19 protein-coding genes are annotated in these 22542 nt (G+C 56.9%); 15 read left to right on the top strand and 4 right to left on the bottom strand.

From position 1 onward, the window contains the following. The first annotated feature begins 77 nt into the window (after positions 1-77). Complete coding sequence (locus ACSHXH_RS06275; RefSeq protein ID WP_435670917.1) at positions 78-1250, top strand: two-component system sensor histidine kinase NtrB; 1173 nt, start codon at positions 78-80, stop codon at positions 1248-1250. Positions 1251-1265: 15 nt separating this feature from the next. Then, the gene (locus ACSHXH_RS06280) at positions 1266-2093 is read left to right on the top strand and encodes a hypothetical protein (RefSeq protein WP_435670918.1); all 828 of its coding nucleotides are present in this window, start codon (positions 1266-1268) and stop codon (positions 2091-2093) included. Between the two features lie 235 nt (positions 2094-2328). On the opposite strand, the gene ACSHXH_RS06285 is transcribed toward ACSHXH_RS06280, so the two are convergent. Further along, entirely contained in the window at positions 2329-2877 is a 549-nt protein-coding gene (locus tag ACSHXH_RS06285; protein WP_435670919.1) for an NYN domain-containing protein, read from the bottom strand. A gap of 782 nt (positions 2878-3659) precedes the next feature. Here ACSHXH_RS06285 and ACSHXH_RS06290 point away from each other — a divergent pair. The 11 genes from ACSHXH_RS06290 (at position 3660) to ACSHXH_RS06340 (ending at position 17605) form a co-directional block, all read left to right on the top strand. Then, a complete protein-coding gene (locus ACSHXH_RS06290) occupies positions 3660-4253 on the top strand; it encodes a DUF6931 family protein (protein WP_435670920.1) in 594 nt (197 codons plus the stop codon). Between the two features lie 47 nt (positions 4254-4300). Beyond that, positions 4301-5695 (top strand): type VI secretion system-associated FHA domain protein TagH, encoded by a 1395-nt coding sequence (gene tagH / locus ACSHXH_RS06295; RefSeq protein WP_435670921.1) that lies wholly within the window; start codon positions 4301-4303, stop codon positions 5693-5695. A 24-nt stretch (positions 5696-5719) separates the two neighbouring features. After that, a complete protein-coding gene (locus ACSHXH_RS06300) occupies positions 5720-7273 on the top strand; it encodes a type VI secretion system ImpA family N-terminal domain-containing protein (protein WP_435670922.1) in 1554 nt (517 codons plus the stop codon). A gap of 87 nt (positions 7274-7360) precedes the next feature. Next, on the top strand, positions 7361-7924 hold the full coding sequence (gene tssB / locus ACSHXH_RS06305; RefSeq protein WP_435670923.1) for a type VI secretion system contractile sheath small subunit: 564 nt from the start codon (positions 7361-7363) through the stop codon (positions 7922-7924). Between the two features lie 43 nt (positions 7925-7967). Further along, positions 7968-9461 (top strand): type VI secretion system contractile sheath large subunit, encoded by a 1494-nt coding sequence (gene tssC, locus ACSHXH_RS06310; RefSeq protein ID WP_435670924.1) that lies wholly within the window; start codon positions 7968-7970, stop codon positions 9459-9461. Positions 9462-9490: 29 nt separating this feature from the next. Next, a complete protein-coding gene (locus ACSHXH_RS06315; RefSeq protein ID WP_435670925.1) occupies positions 9491-9976 on the top strand; it encodes an Hcp family type VI secretion system effector in 486 nt (161 codons plus the stop codon). Between the two features lie 68 nt (positions 9977-10044). Beyond that, positions 10045-10650: a type VI secretion system baseplate subunit TssE gene (gene tssE / locus ACSHXH_RS06320; RefSeq protein ID WP_435670926.1), complete on the top strand. Its 606-nt coding sequence runs from the start codon at positions 10045-10047 to the stop codon at positions 10648-10650. 3 nt (positions 10651-10653) lie between these two features. Further along, a complete protein-coding gene (tssF, locus tag ACSHXH_RS06325) occupies positions 10654-12576 on the top strand; it encodes a type VI secretion system baseplate subunit TssF (protein WP_435670927.1) in 1923 nt (640 codons plus the stop codon). Next, complete coding sequence (gene tssG, locus ACSHXH_RS06330; RefSeq protein ID WP_435670928.1) at positions 12573-13577, top strand: type VI secretion system baseplate subunit TssG; 1005 nt, start codon at positions 12573-12575, stop codon at positions 13575-13577. Before tssF ends, tssG begins: the two co-directional genes overlap by 4 nt. Positions 13578-13603: 26 nt before the next feature. Then, positions 13604-16315, top strand: coding sequence for a type VI secretion system ATPase TssH (gene tssH / locus ACSHXH_RS06335; RefSeq protein ID WP_435670929.1), 2712 nt, complete (start codon positions 13604-13606; stop codon positions 16313-16315). A 24-nt stretch (positions 16316-16339) separates the two neighbouring features. Next, positions 16340-17605, top strand: a complete 1266-nt coding sequence (locus ACSHXH_RS06340; protein ID WP_435670930.1) for a peptidoglycan-binding domain-containing protein — start codon at positions 16340-16342, stop codon at positions 17603-17605. A gap of 12 nt (positions 17606-17617) precedes the next feature. Here ACSHXH_RS06340 and ACSHXH_RS06345 read toward each other — a convergent pair whose 3' ends face one another. The 3 genes from ACSHXH_RS06345 to ACSHXH_RS06355 form a co-directional block, all read right to left on the bottom strand. Beyond that, positions 17618-19969, bottom strand: coding sequence for a peptidoglycan DD-metalloendopeptidase family protein (locus ACSHXH_RS06345; RefSeq protein WP_435670931.1), 2352 nt, complete (start codon positions 19967-19969; stop codon positions 17618-17620). Between the two features lie 18 nt (positions 19970-19987). After that, positions 19988-20800: a hypothetical protein gene (locus ACSHXH_RS06350; protein WP_435670932.1), complete on the bottom strand. Its 813-nt coding sequence runs from the start codon at positions 20798-20800 to the stop codon at positions 19988-19990. Positions 20801-20878: 78 nt separating this feature from the next. Then, positions 20879-21439: a DUF1036 domain-containing protein gene (locus ACSHXH_RS06355; RefSeq protein WP_435670933.1), complete on the bottom strand. Its 561-nt coding sequence runs from the start codon at positions 21437-21439 to the stop codon at positions 20879-20881. A gap of 3 nt (positions 21440-21442) precedes the next feature. On the opposite strand from ACSHXH_RS06355, the gene ACSHXH_RS06360 reads away from it, so the two are divergent. Both ACSHXH_RS06360 and ACSHXH_RS06365 read left to right on the top strand, forming a co-directional pair. Beyond that, a complete protein-coding gene (locus ACSHXH_RS06360; RefSeq protein WP_435670934.1) occupies positions 21443-21976 on the top strand; it encodes a hypothetical protein in 534 nt (177 codons plus the stop codon). A 113-nt stretch (positions 21977-22089) separates the two neighbouring features. After that, the gene (locus ACSHXH_RS06365) at positions 22090-22518 is read left to right on the top strand and encodes a hypothetical protein (protein ID WP_435670935.1); all 429 of its coding nucleotides are present in this window, start codon (positions 22090-22092) and stop codon (positions 22516-22518) included. The last annotated feature ends 24 nt before the right edge of the window (positions 22519-22542 follow it).

A 22542-nucleotide genomic window follows, 5' to 3' on the forward strand; every position in this document is an offset into this window, starting at 1 on the left:
GACTTAACGAACACGAAAAGCGATCTATGCCAGCCACTCGGCCCCTAAACCGGATCAAAGCGAAATCACGGAGCGAAATGCCGTATACTGGATTGCTCCAAACCCTCGAAACTCTTGAAGTGGAGGCTTTGGAACGGACAGCCGTTTTTGATACCATGGCAGACGGTGTAGCGATACTTGAGAAAAGTGGTGCAGTGACCTACGCAAACCCTGCGCAACTTAAAATGCTGGGAGCAGAAAAACTGCAAACAGTCCTGGGCCGACCATGGACCGACTTTTACGACAAAAAGGACGTGAAGGAACTCTCGAACGTCGCCAAATCCTCACTCCGAAAAGCCGGGAAATGGCAAGGTTTTGCGCGCGCACGTCGTTTGGACGGCAGTTATTTTAAAAAACGCCTGAGCGTGACCTTGTTGCCCAACGGCAGTGTTGTGTGCGTGTCAAACGACGTCTCGCTCAGTGAAGATCTCAGAAGGCAAGAAAACCTCCTCAAGCAACGGTTGGACGCAGCCCGCCAGCTAGAGACGATCAACCTGTTAACGGCTGGCCTCACACATGACATCAGTAATCTGATCGGGCTGATTTCCCTAACCTCAAAAGTCGCAGACATACCTCCGGGACTTACCCACGACGAGCTGCAAGAGGCCATGATCGTTATCAATTGGGCGTCAGACCAAATGGTGGATTTACTAACACCTATCAAGTCACTCGGGCGCCAAAGCCTTCCACCGAAGACCAAGGATTTGGGCGCTATTGTTGAGAAAGTCACGCATCTTCTTGGACTTGGGTCTGGCCCCGAGTTGAACGTGGTATCCGATCTTCCGGATGATCCGCTGGTCGGGTATCTTGTTGCAGGACAGCTTTTTAAAGTTCTCCTGAACATTGGATTAAATGCACGCGATGCGTTGGGTGACGGTACGAAAGAGATCAAACTCACACTGCGCAAAGGACCGTTCGTGTCAGGATCAGCACGGTTTGACGTGGGCCAAATCCCTGTCGTGCCCTACGCAATCATCAGCGTTTCGGATACCGGCAATGGCATTTCTCAAATCGTGCGGGACCGTATGTGGGATACCAGTTTTTCAACAAAGACTGATCAGGGAGGTTCAGGCCTAGGCCTTCCGATTGTCGCGGAAATCATTCGCGGGATCGGCGGTGCAATTTCCGTCAATACTCAGCATGGAATGGGCACCGTATTTCACGTTCTATGGCCGCTAAATGCCAGCGTGACTGATCACACACGTCAATAGAAAACCGGAGTCGCTATGCTGCTTTCTTTTAAATCTAACGCTCATGATGCGTCGATTCCCCAGCATGATGCCAACGGGTTCTCCCAGAACCGTATGTTCCGAACGCCGCGCCGTCGCAGCAAGGAGGCGGGGGCAGAGCGTAACAACGTGATGCTGACCGGCATTTTTCTCAGTGGCAGTGTAATGATTGTGACCGCAGCCTTGTTTCTGGGCGCCAAATGGCACTTCTTCGCTGCGTTGGGATACGCGCTACTCCTTCAGATTTGCGTGCTGGTCTGGGTTTTCTTCAGCACTCGCTTGTTTCGATCAATAGCCACGAGGCAACTGACGCCTCGCAAGGATCGAACGACACCAGAACTTAAGACTGAAATCCGCAACGTTTGGTTTAGCTACGTGGACCAACCAAACACAGACACATCGTTGCAAATTGCGTGCGCGGCCCCCAACACGGCACATACCCGCCGCATTTGCACGGAGCTGGCCGATCTTGGGCACGAACTTCATCACAACACACAAACGGAGGCCATTTTTGACAGTGTTATAAACCGGTCAGACGCCTGGAATTTTGTTATTGTCGACCTTGATCTGTTCGAAGAGGCGGAAACAGCCGTGGATGATCTGTTTGCCTTTCGCGCAACCTGCCCCGGGATTCCTGTCTTGCTGATATCCAGCGGTGTTGGTCAGGATGATTTGTCACGTGAGCGAAATCCAATTTCAGATGGAATACTGCGAAAACCAGTTTTCCGGAAAAGACTGATTGAAGGCATCGCATCAGCTCAAGAAAACTCTATGCTACGCTTCGAAGAAACTCCAAAACAGCGCATTCATTCTATTGGAAGGTAGACATCCATCTATACGCCAAGTTTGACAGATGTTCTACCACCAACATCGGCATCATATGATTTGATGTTGGTGGAAGTCACTACAATGCGAGGGCCCATAACGACCTCAATTCTGTAGAACTTCGGCCAAAAAAACAATGCCACAAAAAAATCGGCGACTAAAGGAAACTTTTGCAACTGGTTCTTTATGTCATGAAGTCCACGTTGCTCGGGTTGCGTGCAAATGAATCGAGTATTTATTCAGCCGCCATCTGTGCAACCGATGATCCCATCTCCGCACGAAAATCGTCAATGTCGATGAAATCATCTACTGCACGTCGAAGCTCGACAGCAGGACGGCATCCGTCGGCGTTCAAGGTGCTTACCAAAGTGACACTGACACCCAGCCTCTGGGCTTCTGTCACTGCGTAGACATAATCAACACTGTTCCCAATCAAGTAAATTTGGTCGACGGATTGTGCCTGAAGAACCAAGTCCACAGCGATCTCAGCAGTGATCGAGCCTTTTATCCGACGATTGCCTGGATCATTCTCGAAGGGGCGGAGCATTTTACGAAACACGCGGTATCCATTGTACTCAAGCCAATCAAGAACTTTGATTATCGAATTTTCGAAGCCGTCGTTTTCGACAACTACATTATAATATTTGATAAGCCGCAAACGACCCATACTAGAAAAACTTGTTCGCAGTTTCCGGAAGTCAGGCTTTAGTCCAAGACCTTGCGACACGATGCTCAATGCATGACCATCTATTAGAACCGCAATATTTTCTTTTCTAAGTGACATATGTCCTCCGAAATCCAAACAACGATAGCTTGTCGCAATATGAACTTCAGTTACAATTGCGCTTTAGGGTTTCAGGCACCACCAAAAGGGCAGACGGACTTTCGATTTAGAAATGACCTTTTGTGAAGCATGTCTTCTATTCAACAAACCACCACTAAGAAAAAAAGCCCCGCCAAAAATGGCAGGGCCTAGTTGAGGTAGCTACATTCGTAAATGCAGCTATAGAGCGGTAGCAATGAGACTTTGTATCTTCTGCCAACTATACTGTCGCACCCTCAAATGATGGATTTCCTTATCGTTTGATCAGCAGCTCGGCACAATAGCGCAACCCGATGGACTTTGACGCACCTCAACCTGCAATTATTTGATCGCAAAACGCAGGGGTAAAAAGGCCGTCTGCATACCCTCTGACCTTGCTGAAATCATAGTCCGCAAGTTCAACTGTGGCTCGCCGTGGTATGCCCATTGCGATACAATGTCTGTGATGTTAGCGTTCCACCGCTGTGAGATGGATACCGGACGCCGTGGTCATATGGCCGTTGCACACTGCATGGCATTCAGCTCGTCAGATAACTTGTTTTTTTGACTCACATTTTTGAAGCATGCGCACAAATTCCCTGAAATGCCCGGTACACCGGCGTACCCACGACGAAAAAGCGCCTTTGGAGCTTGCGATTAGCGAGATTGTCGGACGATGATCCTGTCTCCGTTGAATCCCTTGAAATCATTGACCTGCGCGTCAACGCAACGCAGAGTTAAGTCATAGTGATGAAAGATTTCAGATGACGGCTTCCCAAGACGATTCCGATTTTGATCAGACGATCCCGCCGCAAAGCTCTTTGCGCTATGATCGCCCCTACGATCTTTACCGTGGCATCCCCGAGATATCTGGTTTCACACGGCACAGGCCAACCGAAGACGAAGACCCGTTGGGCTATCTTGATCGGTTGCGGTCCTCCACCACGCCGGAAGATGCCATAACGTATACCGCCTTTGCGACGGAACCGCGTGTGGCTATCCAGTGGGGGTTGAACGCGGTGCGCATGACCTTGCCGGATATTCCACCCGACGAGGTGCAGTTGATGAGCTGGGTCACTCAATGGATCGAACACCCGACCACAGACAACCGCTGGCGCACCTTGCAGGTTGCGCTGTTTGCGCCTCGCCGCTCACCGGCTGTCTATCTCGGACTGGCCGTCGGTTGGTCGGGCGGACCTTTGGCCCCGAACGATCCTGTCTCAGTGCCAGAATGGCGGTCTCCCCGCGCAGTCAACGCAGCCGTCTTGCGCGCAGTGGGTCAGGTTGGACTTGCCGAACGGTCGGTCCGGCTCGCACGGATTCTCGATCTCGCAACTGGCCTATTCCGGGTCTACTAATCGAACCAAAACACACGCATTGTCGGAAAAAGGGCTCCAAGGCAGACATGGACATACTGACGTTACGGATCGAGAATCATGCGACACTTGAAACCGGGGGACCGGTTTCGATCACGCTGAGGGGCAAGAACGCTCAGGTCGGGCGCAAGCCTGGCAATGATTGGGTGTTGCCAGATCCCACTCGTCATATCTCTGGGCATCATTTCGATGTCAGCTTTGAACGCGGCCGGTATCTGCTGACAGATGTGTCCAGCAACGGCACCTTTCTTCAGGGCGAACGCTACCGACTTGAAGGCCCGCACGAGATCAAGGACGGGCACCGTTTTACAGTTGGGCACTATATCATCCTGGCCAAGATCGACGCAGAGGTCGAAGCTCCGCCTCCCGCGCCGGAACCGCCCGTTGTCGAGGACGAGTTCGAAGATGTCTGGGGCGATATCGCAACACCCAAAGGGGGCAAGGAATCGGTTCAAAAACCACCTGCGGCCAACATCCTGCATCCCGGCGCATCTGCTCCGGGCCGTAGTCTTACACAGGCACCAGATTTTTCACGTTTCCAGAACCAACAAAGCCCTGGTGGGATCTCCAGACCACCTGTGACTGCACACCCCGCCGACTCTCAACCAACGCCGCAGCGGCCTTCGGGCACCGGGGTGTCGATTCCGCCAGCGATGCGGGCAGACCCTACGCCGCCTCCCCCGGTTGTGCCGCCTGCATACGCGCCGCCGCCGCCCCCGGTTGCCGCACATGCGCCTATGCCCTTGCCACCGGTTGCGCCCGAAGTGTCAGGCATGCGGGGACTTGGCGAAAGCTTTTTCGACGATGGCCACCACGCACCCGCCCCGACGCCAGCCTATCCGCAAAGCGCACAGGCGGATGCGTTCATCAAAGGGTTCATGCAGGGCGCGGGAATAGATGACCCCAATCGAATGACCATACCCCCAGAGGATCTGGGCCGTATGCTTGGCCGGATGGCGCGGATGAGCACGAATGAACTGATGCGGATGTTGCAGGACCGCGCAGCGGTCAAACTGTTCGTGTCGAACGAAGATCGCACCATGCGGGTGGCGACCGGCAACAACCCGATGAAATTCATGGCCGACAGCGATCAGGCATTCGAGGCGCTGTTCCTGAAGCCGCGCGACGGATATCTGACCGGGTCTGACGGGTTCGAAAACGCGCTGAACGATATCCGCAGGCATCAGGCCGCAGTGATCGCAGCCGTTCAACCTGCGCTGGCGGAAATGCTTGATGGCCTGTCCCCCGATGAAATCGAGGAAGAGGCCGGCAAGGGCATGCTTGGTCAGGGCGGACGCAAGCGTTGGGACACGTTTTCCAAACGCTGGGAAGAACGCGCCGCACAAGGCGAGAACGGGATGCTTGATGCCTTCATAAAGGCCTTTTCGCGCCATTACAGCGACGCGTTACGCAAGTTGAAGTAAACCGCGAAAGACTGGGACGAACGAATGACCTTGGACTGGATTACAGCACAGATCAGCGACGATGCTCCGGCTGGCCCCGATCTTTGGGAAGACGACGATCCGACGTTTTCGGACTACTATTTTGACGCCGTCGCGCGGCTTCCCGAAGCGGATGATTACGTCAAGCTGGGAATTGAAACGTCCAATGGCAATAAGACGCCAGACCAGATTTTCGATCCGAGCGATGTCAAGCTCAGTGCGGAACTCAAGACGATTGACGGCCTTCTAAGTCGCACGCGGGATGTGCGGCTGCTGACCCTTCGCGCGCAATGGAGCATGTTGGCGGGCAATCTTGGGGCCGTTGTCGACAGTGTGGGCGGTCTGGCGTCTTTGCTTGAAACAATGCCGAACGAAGCCCACCCGGTTGTCGATGGCAGCGCGCGGGACAGGGCCGATGCCTTGAACGATCTCGCCCAGATGGGTGCGATGATCCTGCCGCTGCGCTATCTGGACCTGGCCTCAAGCGGCACATCCTTGCGCAAACTGCGCGTGGCACGGGGCGACTTTCGCCCGCATGACGGCGAAGACGACCTGACGGTGGATGCGCTTCTCGGAGCGCTGTCGGCAGAGGGTGAAGCAACGGCACTGGTCCACGAGCAACTACACGCGTTCAAGGACGCACTCTCACGGATCGCCAATGCCTGTCTTGCGCATGACACTCCGCACACCGTCCAGATTGATCCGCTGACGACCGAGATCGATGCGGTTCTGAAAATACTGTCCGAAGCGCAACCTAAGTTGAAAAGCCTGTCCGACGCCGAGGATGCTGCACCCGTCGGGGCGGATGCGGTGGTCTCAAATTCGGGCGGTGGGACAACCGTTTACACCAAACCCGTGACCGAGGTGCTGGATCATGATGACGCGCGGTTGCGGCTGATCGGGGTCGAGACCTATTTTGGCAAAAACGAACCCTCTTCTGCGGCGGTTTTGATGGTGACGCAGGCGCGTATCTTGATCGGTCGAAATCTTGTTGATGCCTTTGAATCGCTGATGCCAAACACCGCACCCGACGCAAAGGTGTCGTTTCTTTCCGATTTTGGGTTCCAGATGTCGTTCGGCAAACTGCGCGAACTGGCCGACCAGGTCCAGATTGACGAATATCCCGAAGCCGAAGCGGCATCAGAGCCCGACTGGCCGCAAGCCGAACCTGACCCGGAACCCGAAGTGGCCGAAACCCCGCAAGACGAGACGGTGCCTGAAGAGATCGTTGATGATCCCGCCATGTCGGATGATGTGACCGAAGATCAGGGCACGCCGGACGACGAAGACGTTGCGCAAGAAGTGCCTGTGCAAGAGGCTCCACCTGAACTAAGCCCTGCGCCGCCTCCTCCGACTGCCCCGCAATCCGTACCCGACCGACCTGCATTTTACCGGGTTCAAACCCCGACCGAGGCCGCCGCCCAAATACAAGCGGTCGAGACATTTTTCCGCGCTGTGGAAAGATCTTCACCCATCCCCGTCCTTCTGAACCGCGCAAGATTGTACATGGGGCAGGATTTTGAGGCCTTGCTAAAGGAGATTATTCCGGTGCAAGATTAAGTGTGTAAGACGACATTTAAAGCACTGAATCATTGACAAGGCGAACGTCACCGCGTTCCCTTACGGTAATTTAAAGAGGATATTATCATGGCTTCAGATACTGGATCAGGACATATTCGTCGCAATCGCCCGCCTCGGGTACACATTTCATACACAGACCCCATCGACTCTCAGAAAGAAGTAGAGCTGCCTTTCGTCATGGGCGTGATGAGCGATTTGTCGGGCAACACACCCGGCAAAGAAAAAGCACCAGTTGAAGACCGCGAGTTCGAAAAGGTGACGAACACCACGCTTGACAGCTTCATGCGCGAAAAGGTTCAACCCGGTCTGTCCTTCACCGTCGACAACAAGCTCAAGAACGGTGACGGCCAGAAAATGGGCATGAATCTGCGGTTCAATTCCATGGAAGATTTTGAACCGGCTGCGATTGCGCGTCAGGTTCCGGCGCTGAATGAACTTCTCGAAGCGCGCAAGCAATTGGCCGACCTGATGCTTTACATGACGTCCAAACCCAAAGCGGCGGCGCAGATCAAAGAACTGCTGAGTGATCCTGAACGTCTCAAGGTTTTGGCTGCACAGGCCAAAGCTGAAACCGACGCGGCACGCGCCGCGGCGGAAGCGGCAGCAGGGTCAACGGAAAAGTCCGAATAAATCGCCATTGGGCGCAATGAATACTCTGACAGGGGGATAGCCAATGGCAGAAAAAGCACAAGTCACATCACCAGAGTCCGGTGGTGCACTGAGCGAACTCGAAGATTTTTCCTCGATCCTCAAGCAGACGATCAATCCAACGACCGAGATTGCTGAAAAGGCAATCGACAACGCACTGGCCACCGTGGTGCAAGCGGCGGTCGCAGATCAAAGCCTGATCGACGATGATGTGATCGACACGTTGCAAGCCATGATTGCCGGTCTCGACCAGCAGCTGAGCGCGCAGATCAACGAAGTCCTGCACAACGAAGAATTCCAAACGCTGGAAAGTGCGTGGCGCGGTCTGGCCTATACCGTCAACAATTCCGAAACCGGCGCGTCCCTCCGGGTCGAGGTGCTGAACGCCTCGAAAAAGGAACTGGCAGGCATGATGAAGCGGTATCCGGGTGCCAAATGGGACCGGTCGCCGCTCTATCGTCAGATCTATGAACGCAAGATCGGCACGCTTGGCGGGGACCCGATGGGGGCCATCGTCGGTGACTACTACTTTGACCATTCGTCGGCAGACGTGACGCTGCTGTCATCAATGTCCAAGATCTGCGAAGCGTCACTTGCGCCGTTTATCTCGGCTGCCGGTCCGCGTCTTCTTGGGCTGGACAGCTGGAACGATCTGGCTAATCCGCCCGACATCGAAGACCTGTTCACCGCGTCGGATTATGCTGGCTGGAACAGTCTGCGGGATAGTGAAAACGCGCGCTTCCTTGGCCTGACCATGCCACGCGTTTTGGCCCGTGAACCCTACGGCCCCGACAGCGCGATGACCGTTGATGAATTCGATTTCACCGAAAACACCGATGGTCACGGTGGCGAGAAATATTCTTGGATGAACGCGGCACATGCGATGGCCGTCAACATCAACCGGGCGTTCAAGGAATATGGCTGGACCGTGCGTATTCGTGGCGTTCAGTCAGGGGGCGAAGTCATTAAACTTCCCACCCATCACTTCGATACGGGCTCGGGCGAGAAAGACCTGAAATGTCCGACCGAAGTGTCCATCGACGACCGCCGTGAAGGCGAGTTGTCAAAAGTCGGTTTGCTTGGGCTGGTGCATCGCCAGAATACCGACAAGGCTGTCTTTCTTGGCGGCCAATCGTTGTACAAGCCGAAGAAATACGTTGATCCGCTGGCTACGGCTTCGGACAACATGTCTTCGCGTTTGCCCTATATGTTCGCTGTTTCCCGGTTCAGTCACTACCTGAAGGCCATGATCCGCGACCAGATCGGATCGAGCGCTTCAAAGGAACAAATCCGCAAGAACCTTCAGGAGTGGATTGATCAATACGTGACCCTCAACCCTGACAATGCCGACGAGCGTGAGAAGGCAAGAAAGCCGCTTGCCGATGCGCGGGTTGAAGTTATGGAGGACGAGCTGAATCCGGGGTATTATTCCGGTAAGTTCTACCTCAAACCGCACTTCCAGATGGAAGGTATGGATATCGGGATGAGCCTGATTTCCAAAATTCCGCCACCCAAGTAACCAAAAATCATTAACGAAGGAGACAGAAAATGGCTGTCGATTTTTTTCTAAAACTTGACAAGATTAAAGGCGAATCCGTCGACGATAAGCTGGCTGGCACGATTGACGTGCTCCAGTGGAACTGGGGCATGACCCAGTCCGGAACGACACATCTTGGGCCGGGTGGCGGCTCGGGCAAGGTGAACGTTCACGACATGAGCGTCACAAAATACGTCGATATGGCAACACATGAACTGCTCAAGTTCTGTGCCTCGGGTGAGCATATCGCGTCTGGCGAACTGACCGTTCGCAAGGCCGGTGCAACGCCGCTCGACTATCTTGTCATCAAAATGACCGACATCATCGTTTCGTCCTACCAGACAGGCGGGTCCGGCGATGGTCTTGATCGTGTTATGGAAACGGTGGGACTGAACTTCGCGAAATATGAAGTCATCTACACGTCGCAGAAAAACGACGGCAGCAAAGGCCCGCAGGGTCAAGCTGGGTTTGATATCGCGAAAAACGTCAAGGTCTGATCTCAGGCCTGAACATCGCTCCGGCGCATATCCTGTGCCGGAGCTTTTCTCTTTGATTGACCAAAACCATGGCCACCAGACCTTCGCCCACGCCTGAGGCTCGGCGACGGAGCAGCCGCCGGGTGGCTGATCGGTCGCGGATCTCACTTATTGATGTCTTCCGGCAATCCTTTCAGGAAAAGGATGCACGAAAGGGATCTGCCTCCGTGTCAGAACGCGGGGGACAAAGCACGGTTGCTGTTGTCTCGGCCCGGTCCAAGGCACGGAGGCAGGGCGTTGATGAAGAAACCCTGCGCGATCACGTCCGTGCGCACCTTTCTACACTGATGAACAGTATCCGCCTTGATGCCATCATCCCGCTTGAAGACACTCCAGAAGTGGCGCGCTCGGTGCTGAATTACGGGTTTCAGGATTTGTCGAACCTGTCCCGGCAACAGATCACCAGTGCCGAAATTTCCAAGTCGATCAAACAATCCCTCAAGGATCACGAACCCCGGTTGGTCCCCGAAAGCATCGTAGTGCAGGTGTTGCTGGTCAAAGACGAAGAAAACCAGCGCGTCGCGGTGCAGGTCACCGCAGACCTGATTGCCGATCCAGCGGACATTCCGGTGGAATTCATGGCGGATGTCGATGTGGGCGCGGGCAAGGTGATCCTTGCGTCGAAACGGATCTGACAGATGAAAGAAGCCCTCAAAACAGCCTACGAACGCGAGCTTGTCCTGCTCAAGGAACGGGCCGCCGCCTTTGCGCTGGACTATCCCGGGATGGCCGACCGGCTGGGTGGGTTGCTTGAAGAGAATCTTGACCCGTCAATCGCCGGCCTGCTTGAAGGCTCGGCATTTCTGGCGGCGCGGGTGCAGCTCAATATCGACCAGCAGTTCCGCACGTTTTCGAATGAATTGCTCGAACAGATCTGCCCAGACATGACCGCCCCGCTGCCCTGCGCAATGATGGTCCAGGGTATGCCGCCGGGCAAAGCCGATGACCTCAAGGACGGACGCCGGTTCGAGATCGGGGACAGCATCGAAGGTATGTTCAGCGAGGCATCCCGCCGCGTGGCCTGCCGGTTCCGACTGGCGGAACCATTGGAATTCTGGCCAATCAAGATTTCGACGTCCGAGTATTATTCAACACCCACGCTGATCAGCGGCCTGGGCCTTGACGGTGTTGCCGCAGATCGATCTGGCACCCGTGCCACGGCGGCGGGACTGTCGATCACGCTGGAAGCCACGGCCAAAGGCGGGATCGACGCGCTGAAGCTCGTCAATTTGCCCATCCACTTCACCGGCCCAATCCGCGAAGCGAGCGCGCTTTATGAGCAGATTTTCGCAAATTGCTGGCGTGTGACGCTGCGCTGGGAAGACAAAATGGGCACTCCGATCTTTCGACGCCTTCCGCCAGAGGCGGTGGAACAGGTCGGGTTTGATCCTGATGCACCGTTGTTTGGGCGGGACGACCGGCAATTTCCCGGCTCCTCGACCCTGCTGGAATATTTTGCCTATACGCGCAAATTCATGGGGCTGCGGCTGATGGGGCTGGACAAACTTCTGCGCGGCATCCCGACCCGCAGGGTGCAGGTGATCTTCGAATTCGAAAAGGCCCACAGCCACCTGAGCACCCATTTCAACCCCGACAATCTGCGCCTGTTTTGCGCACCGGTGGTGAACCTGTTTGAAGAAGAGGCAAAGCCGGTTACGCTGGACCAAAAGCATCACCGCTATCTTGTGTCGCCCAACCGGTCTCCCGCCACGCATTTCGAAGTGCACCGCGTCACCCGCGTGCGCGCGCAATATGACGGGATGCGCGACAAGGTTCCGGCGGACCCGCTTTATGCTCTGCCAAGCGGAAACAAACCCGCGCGCCAGACGCTCTATTTTACAAGTGAACGCCAGCGCCGCGCGCTGTCACCCCAAGAACGGCGCATGGGCGGGACGCGGCATCGCTACGAGGGCACCGAGACGTGGATCACCTTTTTTGAGCCTCCAACGGAAACGCCCGCTGGGTTGCTCTTTGTCACCACGCTGTGTTCCAACCGTCACTTGACCGAGATATTGCCCTTGGCGGAGGGCACATATCACCTCATTGACGATCGGATGGTCAAGTTCAAATGCGTGTGCACGCCGTCAACCCCACGCGATGCGGTGGCCGAGATTGAATCCGACGCGCCGCACCGGATGCAATCGGGTGACAATTACTGGCGTCTGATTGCCTTCCTGTCGCTCAGCTATCGTGGGTTTCTCGGCACCGATGGCAAAGGCAATGTGGATGCGATCCGCGAAGTGTTACGGCTGTTCTCGGATGTGTCCGATCAACTCACCGAAGCACAGATCATGGCGCTGACCGACATCGCTTCGCAACCGATCACGCGAACGATCAAACGCCCGGATGGCTACCATCCCACCCGCGGGCTGGAGATCACACTGACCTTTGACGAGGCCAAAATGGACACCGCCACCATGGTCAGCCTTGGTGCGGTTCTTGACCGGTTCCTTGCCGATTATGCAGCCGTGAACACCTTTACCCAATGCGTGCTTGCCAACAGCAAGGGCCAGCGGGTCAAGCAATGGCCACCGCGCGGTGGATCAGGGCCGCTCCTATGACGGCGCGCCGCGTCAAACCAAAACCGCCCGATGCGCCTAATACAGGGGGCTGGGGGTTTTTGTCGGTGATGCGGCACCTTGAACGGCGCGCCACGTCAAAGCCACGGGTCGGCCAGAACCTTCGGATCAAGGACGAAATCGCGGATATGGGGCAAGACCCCTATCTTGGGTTCGCACGCGAAGATCTGTCTGTGGCAGATCTGACCGTTACCCCACCGCGTGTGCGCCCCAAGTTTCTGGGGTTCTTTGGCCCATTTGGCCCCCTGCCACTCGCGCTCAGCCGCGAGGTTGATCACTGGGCGCGCAATGGCGACACCAGCTTTGTGCGCTTTGCCGATATGCTGGTCGCCCGGTTTCAACAATTGTTCTACCGAAGCTGGTCTGATGCGCGCCCCATCACGCAATTCGACCACCCCTCGGGTGGGAATTTCCCGCGCTACCTGCGCGCCCTGACCGGCGATGCGCATCGGTCTTATGACGATGTAAGCCCAATCGATGATGTCACCCGCCTTCGCTATTCCGCCGGGTTGGCCGGTCGGGTGCGTAGCCCTGTCAAACTGCGCCAAGTGCTGCGCGCGCATTTCGGGATTCCGATCCGGATCGAGGAATTTGTGTTCAGCTGGCTGAACTTCCCGCACGAAGATCGGTCGCAAATGGGGCTTCAGGGTATGTCTCTTGGCCGCGATCTGCGGATGGGTTCGCGCACGCCGTCGATTGGTGAAAAAATTATCATCCATGTCGAATGCCCAACTCTTGCCGATTACGAGGCGTTTCTGCCGGGCCGTGAAAAGCAGGCGCAACTGGCGGATCTGGTGCTGGGGTATCTGGGGGGATTCTTTGCCATCGACGTGGCCCTGTGGATTCCCAAGGATCAGGTCAAACCAACGCAGCTTGGGTCAGGGTCACAGCTGGGCTGGACAAGCGCCCTGCCCATCCCAGCCACAGAGGCAAATTCAAAGCTCATTCAGGCGGCACAATTTCATATTTATTCTGACGCATAAAAGCATTTTTACGAAGGGGACACGACATGGTTGCTGAGATTCAGGTCGAAAAATACGCCGGAAAACTGAACCGGACAGGCTATGATGCGTTTATCAAAGCGATGAGCCTCGCGCGATCCGAAGGCCACCGCCATGTCGATGTTCTGCACTGGCTTTACCACATCGTGTCAAACCAACACAGTGACATCTCTGTCATGCTGCGCGCCCTGTCTCTGGACCGGGGGCAGGTTCTCACCGATCTGACCAACGCGCTTGGGCGGCTCGATAAGAACGTGACCGAAGTGCCCGCGATTTCCGACAGCATGGCAAATGTTCTCAAGAACGGTTGGGTTTATGCGACGCTGCTCTTTGGAGAAGTTCAGGTGCGGTCGAGCCATGCGCTTGTCGCGTTGTTGTCCAGTTCGGAACAGCGCCGCGTGCTGTCGCGCCTGTCCCCGATCCTCGGCGATCTGTCCGGTGATCAATTGGCCAAGGAAGCTGCCTCGCTGTTTTCCGACAGCGAAGAAGAAGACATGCGCCCGATGGACGGGTCGGGTCTCGGATCGCCCGCGTCAGGCGAAGCGGGCGATGGACCGGGCGCCAGCACTGCGCTTGGACGTTTCGCCAAGGACATGACCGCCGCCGCTGCAACGATGGACCAGATCGTCGGGCGAGACGATGAAATCCGGCAGATCGTTGATGTGCTGCTGCGCCGCCGTCAGAACAACCCGATCCTTACGGGCGAGGCCGGTGTTGGTAAAACCGCCGTGGTCGAAGGCTTTGCCCAACGCCTTGCCGCCGGGGACGTGCCGCCCATCCTCAAGGGGACCAAGCTGTTTGAGCTGGACATCCAATCCATGCAGGCCGGTGCGTCGATGAAGGGTGAATTTGAACAACGCCTGAAATCGGTGATCGACGAGGTGCAATCCTCGCCCACGCCCATCATCCTGTTTATCGACGAAGCCCACACTCTGATCGGGGCAGGCGGGGCCCAAGGCACGGGTGATGCGGCGAACCTCCTGAAACCGGCCCTCGCGCGCGGCACTCTAAGGACCATCGCGGCAACCACCTGGTCGGAATACCGCAACTACTTTGAAAAAGACCCCGCCCTGACCCGCCGCTTTCAACCCGTCAATGTGGACGAGCCGGACAACGACCGCTGCTGCTTCATGCTGCGCGGCATCCTTGGTCCGATGGAGGCGCACCATAATGTGCGCATCTCGGACGAGGCGATTGTGGCCGCTGTGAACCTGTCCGCCCGCTATATCCCGGCGCGGCAATTGCCGGACAAAGCGGTGTCCTTGCTTGATACCGCCTGTGCGCGGGTCGCGGTGTCGCAATCCAGCACACCTGCGCGAATTGGCGATCTCAACCAGTCGATCAACGCGCTGGCCAAGGAAATCGAAAGCAAGATCGCAGAACGGGATCTGGGTGAAACCGACGAAGACCGTCTGATCGAAGCCGAGGAGGAGAAAACCAAACTCGAAGCGGAACTGGCGGAACTCGAAGAGAAATACGCGCATGAAAAGGCGCTGGTGGACGAGGTGCTGGCCCTGCGCAAACAGCTGGCCAAGGAAATTGGCGGTGCGGTGCAAGACGTGGCCGATGCCCGCCCCGAAGACGAGGCGCACCAGTCCACGCAGGATGCCGAGGCGGAAACGGACCTTGATCCAGACGCGCTGCGCAGCGCCATGGCCGCCAAGATGGCCGAGCTCGAAGGCGGCAACCCGGATGACCGCATGGTCTATGCCCATGTTGACGCGCAATCCGTTGCGTCAGTCATTTCCGATTGGACCGGCATCCCGGCAGGTCGCATGGTGCAGGACGAACTCAGCGCGGTTCTGACCCTTGCCGATCGCTTGCAGGAACGCGTGATCGGTCAGGATCACGGGCTCAAAACCATCGCCAAACGGATCGAAACCAGCCGCGCGGGCCTTGCCAACCCCGACAAACCCATCGGTGTGTTCATGCTGTGCGGTCCGTCCGGTGTGGGCAAAACCGAAACCGCGCTGGCACTCGCCGAAGCCCTGTACGGTGGTGAACAGAATATCATCACGATCAATATGTCCGAATTCCAAGAAGCCCATAGCGTGTCCCTGCTCAAAGGCGCGCCTCCGGGATATGTCGGATATGGCGAAGGCGGACGCCTGACCGAAGCAGTGCGGCGCAAACCCTATTCCGTTGTCCTGCTGGACGAGATCGAAAAAGCGCACCCCGATATTCACGAACTGTTCTTTCAGGTCTTCGACAAGGGTATCATGGAAGACGGCAACGGCAGGCCGATCAATTTCAAGAACACGCTCATCCTGCTCACATCGAACGTTGGCACAGAGGTGATCATGCACATGGCCGAAGCGGGCGAAAGCACGCCGGATGTCGATGAACTCGCCGCAGCCCTGCGCCCGTATCAGCTTGACGTGTTCCCGCCTGCCCTGATCGGGCGTCTTGTCTCGATCCCTTATTACCCACTGGGCAAACAGGCACTGGCCGATATCACAAAGCTCAAGCTGAGATCGGTCGCCAAACGTCTGCGCAGCTCGCACAATGCTGACCTGGTTTACGGGGAGGATGTGCTCGACCACATCACCGAACAGTGCAAAGATCCCGACAGCGGCGGCCGCATGATCGACAACATCATCACCAATTCGATCTTGCCGGACATGTCCCGCAGGGTTCTTGAGCGGATGGTCTCGGGCGAAGACTTTTCGTCTGTGACCATCACATTGAACGACGGAACTTTTGAATACGCATTTGGATAAACTCGCTTTTTCAGGAGACGGTGCATGCCGATCAACATGACAATCAACCTTCTTGGCAGTGTGGGGGCTAAGGGGGACAACAAACCAGACGACGTTCGGGCCGTACAACGCCAGTTGAACGCTCATATGAATCCGCCCCGCCTTGCCCTCACGGTTGATGGGGTGTCGGGCAAAAAGACCGAAGGTACGATCCGTGATTTTCAACGCTGCGTGTTGGGCTTTACATATCCCGATGGTCGGATCGATCCGCGTGGCAAAACCCAAAGCGCGCTCAACAACCCAGCCTCAGAAGGCAAATGGGCTGGTATGTCGATGGCGCCAGCGGATTACACGTCCGCACCCTCGCAGTCTCCCGGCGGGGCTGGAACCGGGGGCGCACCAAAACTCGCCCTTTCGTTCGACATGCCCTCTAACGCCCAAGCCAGCTTTGATATGGTATGGCATGCCGTCCATACGAAAAAGATGCTTGCCGGGGACCAACCTTCGGAAAAGGTCTGCAAGACCGTTCTGGATTGTTATGTGCAGAACGAATTGCCCGACCAAAAGACCGCCCATGCCATTCTTGACCTGCTCAAGACAGCCTTGGTGGAAGGCAAGCTACAGAACTTCGCCAAGGGTCTCAAAATCCTGAGCGATCTGAATTACGGAAACCCGCAGGCCTTCTGCAAGGCGCTTGGGGATCTGGCCAAATCTCAGGGCGCTCTCAAGACCATTCGCTGCATCGCCGCGGCTGGCATGAACCCCAGGTTTGCCGGCGTACTGCGCGGCGCGGGGACACTCGCGGCAGGGATCGGCATCCTGTTTTGCGTGATGGAGGCAAAGAACTACTTTGACAAAGGGCTTTACGGCCCATGCGTCAAAGAGCTTTACAAAGGCACCATGGCTCTCGCCGTTCTTCCTGTTGCCATCGTGGATGCCGTGGTGACCGCATGGCAGGGATTGGACCCCGGTGTGGCAAGCCGGTCTGATGGCAATGTTTTCTTCGAAATCCTGCGCCACGGCAACCTTTTGGACCATGGCGGCAATGCGGTCGACAGCGCGGTTACGATTGTCGAAGTCTGCATTAAGGCCGTGCGCTCGGGCAAGATGGATATGCAAATGCTCGAAGCCTTGGTCGAACGGATGCGCAATTCTTCGGGACGCAACTTTGTCGAACTCGGCGAATTTCTGGGCGATTGGTATTACGACCGACTCGTGGATGCGGGCAAGCTTGGAGAGGACATCGGCGACTATATCGGGCGTGAATATGGTCGCCACCTCTTGCCGTTGATCAAATATTTCGACCTGTAGGACAGGGGGCGGTCAGAGTGCCGCCACCACAGCATCGACCGCTTCTTTGAAACGCTTTACCTCCGCGGGGACCGGCATCGCTTGCGGGGGCGGGGCGGCTTCGGCAACGCGGGTTCCTGCGCCGCGACCCACAGGGCGCATCTTGCGGTCGGACCAATCGGTCATCCACCCAACAGTTCGTCCTCGCAGGAACGGGTTCGCGTTCACCACCCCTGCTCCCATCACCGACAGCACCGTCGCATTGGGATCAGACCGCAACGCGGTATTGGCCCCTCCAGGTCCAAGGAAATGCGCAAGATACAAACGCCCCGCCGTGATGTGATGACCCCGCGCGCGCAGGAACGCTTCGTTCTCGCGGGCAAGGTTCGTCACCATCGCCCGGCTGAGCGCCGGATCAACCCGCAGGTTCAGCAATTCCTGACGACTCAGACGTGCCACCAGATCAGGCCGGTAGGTGCGCATCATTCGCAGCCAGGTGCTTTCGATGAACTGGCCCAATCCCGTCGCGGTCGACAGCGGGTTCTTCGCCGTCGCGTTCCCTGCACTTTCCACGCGGATGATCTGGTTGACCAACGCCTCCACCGCACCCGAGGCCCGCGCCGCACCCATCGACAGCGGATCAACGGGCTGCCCGTTCACATGCAATTCGAAATGCAGGTGCGGACCGGTGGACCGCCCCGTGGTACCGACATAGCCAATCACCTCGCCCGACGCGACCTCTTGACCAACGCGCAAACCGGCGGCGAATTCGTGCAGGTGGGCATACCGGCTCTGCACCCCGCCGGGATGGTCGATATAGACAACATTCCCATAGCCGCCGCCCACACCGGCAACGGCAATACGTCCCGCGGCGGTGGCCTTGATTGGTGTGCCCGTCGGGGCCGCCCAATCGACACCATTGTGATTGACAGTGCGTTTCAAAATTGGATGGTGTCGTGGCCCAAAGCCTGATGTCTTGGTCCCGGACACTGGAACAAGATATCCCGCGCCAAGACCACTGCCACCCTCGGCGCCCTGCCCACGCCGGTTGGGATTAAAACATCCGTAGGGCGCGCCGTCTTCCTCGGGGCGCAGCACGTAGCATTTGAAATCAAGCTCGGGGCCCCGCAGTGCCGCATAAAGAATACGCCCCGCAGGCGCGGTGCCTGTGTCATCGGCTGTGAACAAAACACGCAGACGGTCTTCTTGCCCGGTGATCCGGTCCAGATCCTGAACTCGGCTCAACATCACCAGAAGTTCCCCCACCAGCTCGGACGGAACCCCCTGACGCAGCGCCGCCGAATAGATCGCATCTTTCAAGCGCACATCAGATTGCGACGCGGTCTCGGCGCGCAGAGTGTTGGCCTTGTTCAGCAGATTGTCGCTGAACCACGGGTCTGCCGCCGTCTCAAACCGTCCCGGTCGCGGTTGCGCGATGGTCAACAGATACCTGTCCGCGCTGTAGATCGACATTTGCATCAGCACCGCTTCCGGCTCGCCATATTGTTTGCGCAAGGCAACCAAACCACCTTCGGCCACGGACAGCAGCGCTTCTGGGTCTAGTCCGATGTTTGGCGCTTCGCGGGTCAGAAAACTTATGATGCGGTCAATTTCGGCCTGTTGCACACCCGCCTCGGACAAAAGTGTGGTCAGATCGGTATCCGCCGCTCCGCGCAGGATCGTGTCTTGAAACAGTGGCTTGCGGACGGTGGATTTCACGCTCAGCACCTCGGTGGTCGTGTTCTCTATCACTGTCTCGACATAGCTGACCTGCGTCGCCGCGCCTGCGTCGCCAACAAACGTGCCCCAGCTTCCGTCGCTTTCGGCAACGGTGATTTCCTCACCTTCGTCCACCACCCCGATCAGATCGTCTTCATCCACGACCGGCCCGCCCATCGGCACATCAAGCGCGGTGGCGCGGCGCGCCTGAAACGCGGCCAGATCGGCGCTCGACGATGGCAGAGTAAGCTGCACACGCTCCACGCCGTCAAGCAACGTGTCGTCAAACACCTGTATCTCGGCTCCACCGGGGGCGCGTTCGGGATGGATGGGTTGATCAAGGATCAACCGCCGCTGTGCCAATTGCGCAGTATCCGGCAAATTGATGATCATTGGCGCGCCGCGCAGATCCAGAAACACTTCGGCTGCCGCATCCGCCAGAACGATCCCGCTTTCCGCGGTCTCTTCGCTTTGAACAAGGGTTTCGCCGTCATCTATCGCCGCGCGCTCCGCACCATCCCCGTTGCGCAGCGCGAAAAAACCGATGAGACCCAAAAGCCCCGCAACAGCCACGCCACCCCCGAGCCGCCGGATCAGGCGATTGCGGCGGCGCTTGCGCACAGCCTTACCTGTGCCTTGGAACCGCGGATCAACCTCGATCTGCATGGGAGTGTCCACGCTCACTTACCGGAAGACCCCGCTTCCACCGATGCTCAGCCGGGGCTGCTGCGGCTGAGGGGCGGGTTGGGGTGCCGGTTGCGCGCGGCGTGTCGGTGCAGCGGTGGTTGCCCGAGGTGTGGTCGATGTCGACCGGGTTGTCTGGGCGGGGGCCGGTGTGGCCCGAGGCGCGGGCGCGGCCACAACAGGGGTTGGGCATTCGACGTCACCATTGATCAGGATGGCGCGGAACAGCGGGTTCGACGGTTCCTGATCGGGCCAGCTCACGGTTTCCAGCTCTTCGAAATAGGACGCCACCGACCCGCGCGATCCCGGCCCCCATGCCCCGTCAATACCAGACCGATAGCAATTCATGCGCTGCAATTCGACCTGAAGCACGCGGTTCAACTGATCAGGGGCAGGGTCAACATGACCTTCCTCGACCAATTGCCGAAACAAATCCGGATTCCGATCTCGCAGCGCTTTGCGCGCGGTCAGATCATCCAGCGGGAACGCGATCTCTTGCACCGTCGCGGGCAACAGGCGTTCAATCCCGAACGCCTCTTCCTCGCCTGCCGCAATCATCCCCAGTATCAACGACGGCTGCGGCAACCCCGATCCGGCAAGCGCCGCCACCCGCGTGGTACCCGACCCGTCCCGCAGAACCGGCGCCGCATCCGTTGTTGGCAAAGCGGCAAGGATCACATCGCTGTCCGATCCCGGAGCTGGATCAAAGACAATCGGCTCTATCTCTAGTCCCTGCGCAAACGCCCCAAAAGGCAGCGCGCAAGCGACACATGTGGCAATCACGGAAAAAAGGCCGAAGCGGTGTTGAGTCATGGCACCAGAAAATTTGCGTTTGAAAAGACAACACAAGTCTAACGAGTCCTGCCGCCTTGGGGCAAGTCCCACGGCGCATTAGCCCTCTGGTGCCCGCAGGAAAAACGTCCACCGTTCCGATGCGCGGGTGTCCACCTCGTGAAACCGTGCTGCAATATGACCGCGCACTAGACAATCCTCGCGCCCGCGAATCACGAATTCCTCGGGATCAATGCACAGCGCAGTTGTCCCTTCGAGCATCGACTTGTTGAATACGTCGCGCGCATAAACATAGATAAACCGTGACGTTAGCGTGTCTTCAATGACGTTTGCGCATTGGTTTGGACCAACTGTCCACCAGCCTTCGGTTTCCCAAGCATCCAAATCCCAGGCCCCGATGGCAACGTTGATCACGTCCAAAGTCTGGTTGCAGACCTGAAAATTGGCCTCTGCCTGCTGCGGAACTGCCAGAAATCCGGCAATAAAAACCCCTATTGCCCGGACCCTTTGTCCATCAAACTGCACAAACGCCGCGCAAGCGTGGCTGATTGTCGACCGAAATCGGCGAAAAGGAAGGGCACTGTTGCAAAAACTCTGCGTCATGAACGTTTTTCTTACATGTTCCCCATGAAATTTGGGAAACCTTATGTTATATGTCATCCCATGACACGTTCATTCATCATATCTTTCGCCCTTGTTGCGATGTCGGGTGTCTCGGGATTTGCCCTGTCAACCGTTCATAATCAATCGGTTGTGACGCATGCGCCCGTTCTGACAGAACCGCGTCCGGCAGAAACAGCGTCGGGTTTCGTGATTCCCGAATTTGTGCCCGTGACGCCGTCCCAAACGGTCCCGGCTGCGTTGGATGTGGTGGCAACGACTGTGATGACACCTGTTTTGTCATCGGAAGACCCGATTGTGGAACGTACCGTCAACACCAGCGATCTTAGCCCGGCCGCGTCTTTGCGCCCAACCGCGCGCACAACAGACATCGTTGTGACGATCCCGCATGAATTGGTGGTTACCCCGGTCGTCGCACCGGCGAAAACATCTGCTCAGATGGCTTTTATGCCCAAGCCGCGCGCGCAGGTTTTGTCCACGCAATCCTCCTCTGCGCCGATGATCGTCTCTCAGGTGCCACGCGTGACACAGGCCCGGATCATTTCCGCTGACTATGTGGTTGGCGTTTACCGCTAAATTCCCTGCGCCCGTACCCTACGGGCTGCGATTTTCCTTAATCTACAGTTGACACCAATCGTCCCACCGCCGCTAATGCAGTCATAATTTATGAATTGTATTAGGAGGTTCCCATGCGTCGAACCTGTTTGTCAGCCCTTTCAGCAATTGTGCTCGGGGCAACATCCTTGTCCGCACAAGACTCCGATCCGGTGATCGCGCTGGAACTCAACCGCATCGCCCCAACGTCAGAAGGGGGATGCCAGGTTACGTTTTTCGGCCAGAACGGTCTTGATCAGGATTTTCAGGAAGTCACGTGGCGCTTGGCCGTGTTTGACGCGGACGGTGTTTTTCTCAACCTGCTCGCTCTGCCTTTGGGTGCGCTAAGCGCAGGCAAACGCCGTATCGTGCAGTACAATCTGCCATCCGCCTGCGAGGCAATGTCGGAAATCATTGTGAACGATGTCAGTGACTGCAAAATGGCCGGATCTGACGAGGACAGCGCGGCCTGCCTGTCGCAACTGACCGTGTCGTCCCGGACCGATATTGCGTTCGGTCTTTAACAAGTCATTCAATACGGGGCATCC

Source organism: Marivita sp., from assembly GCF_051251565.1.
GTDB lineage: Bacteria > Pseudomonadota > Alphaproteobacteria > Rhodobacterales > Rhodobacteraceae > Marivita.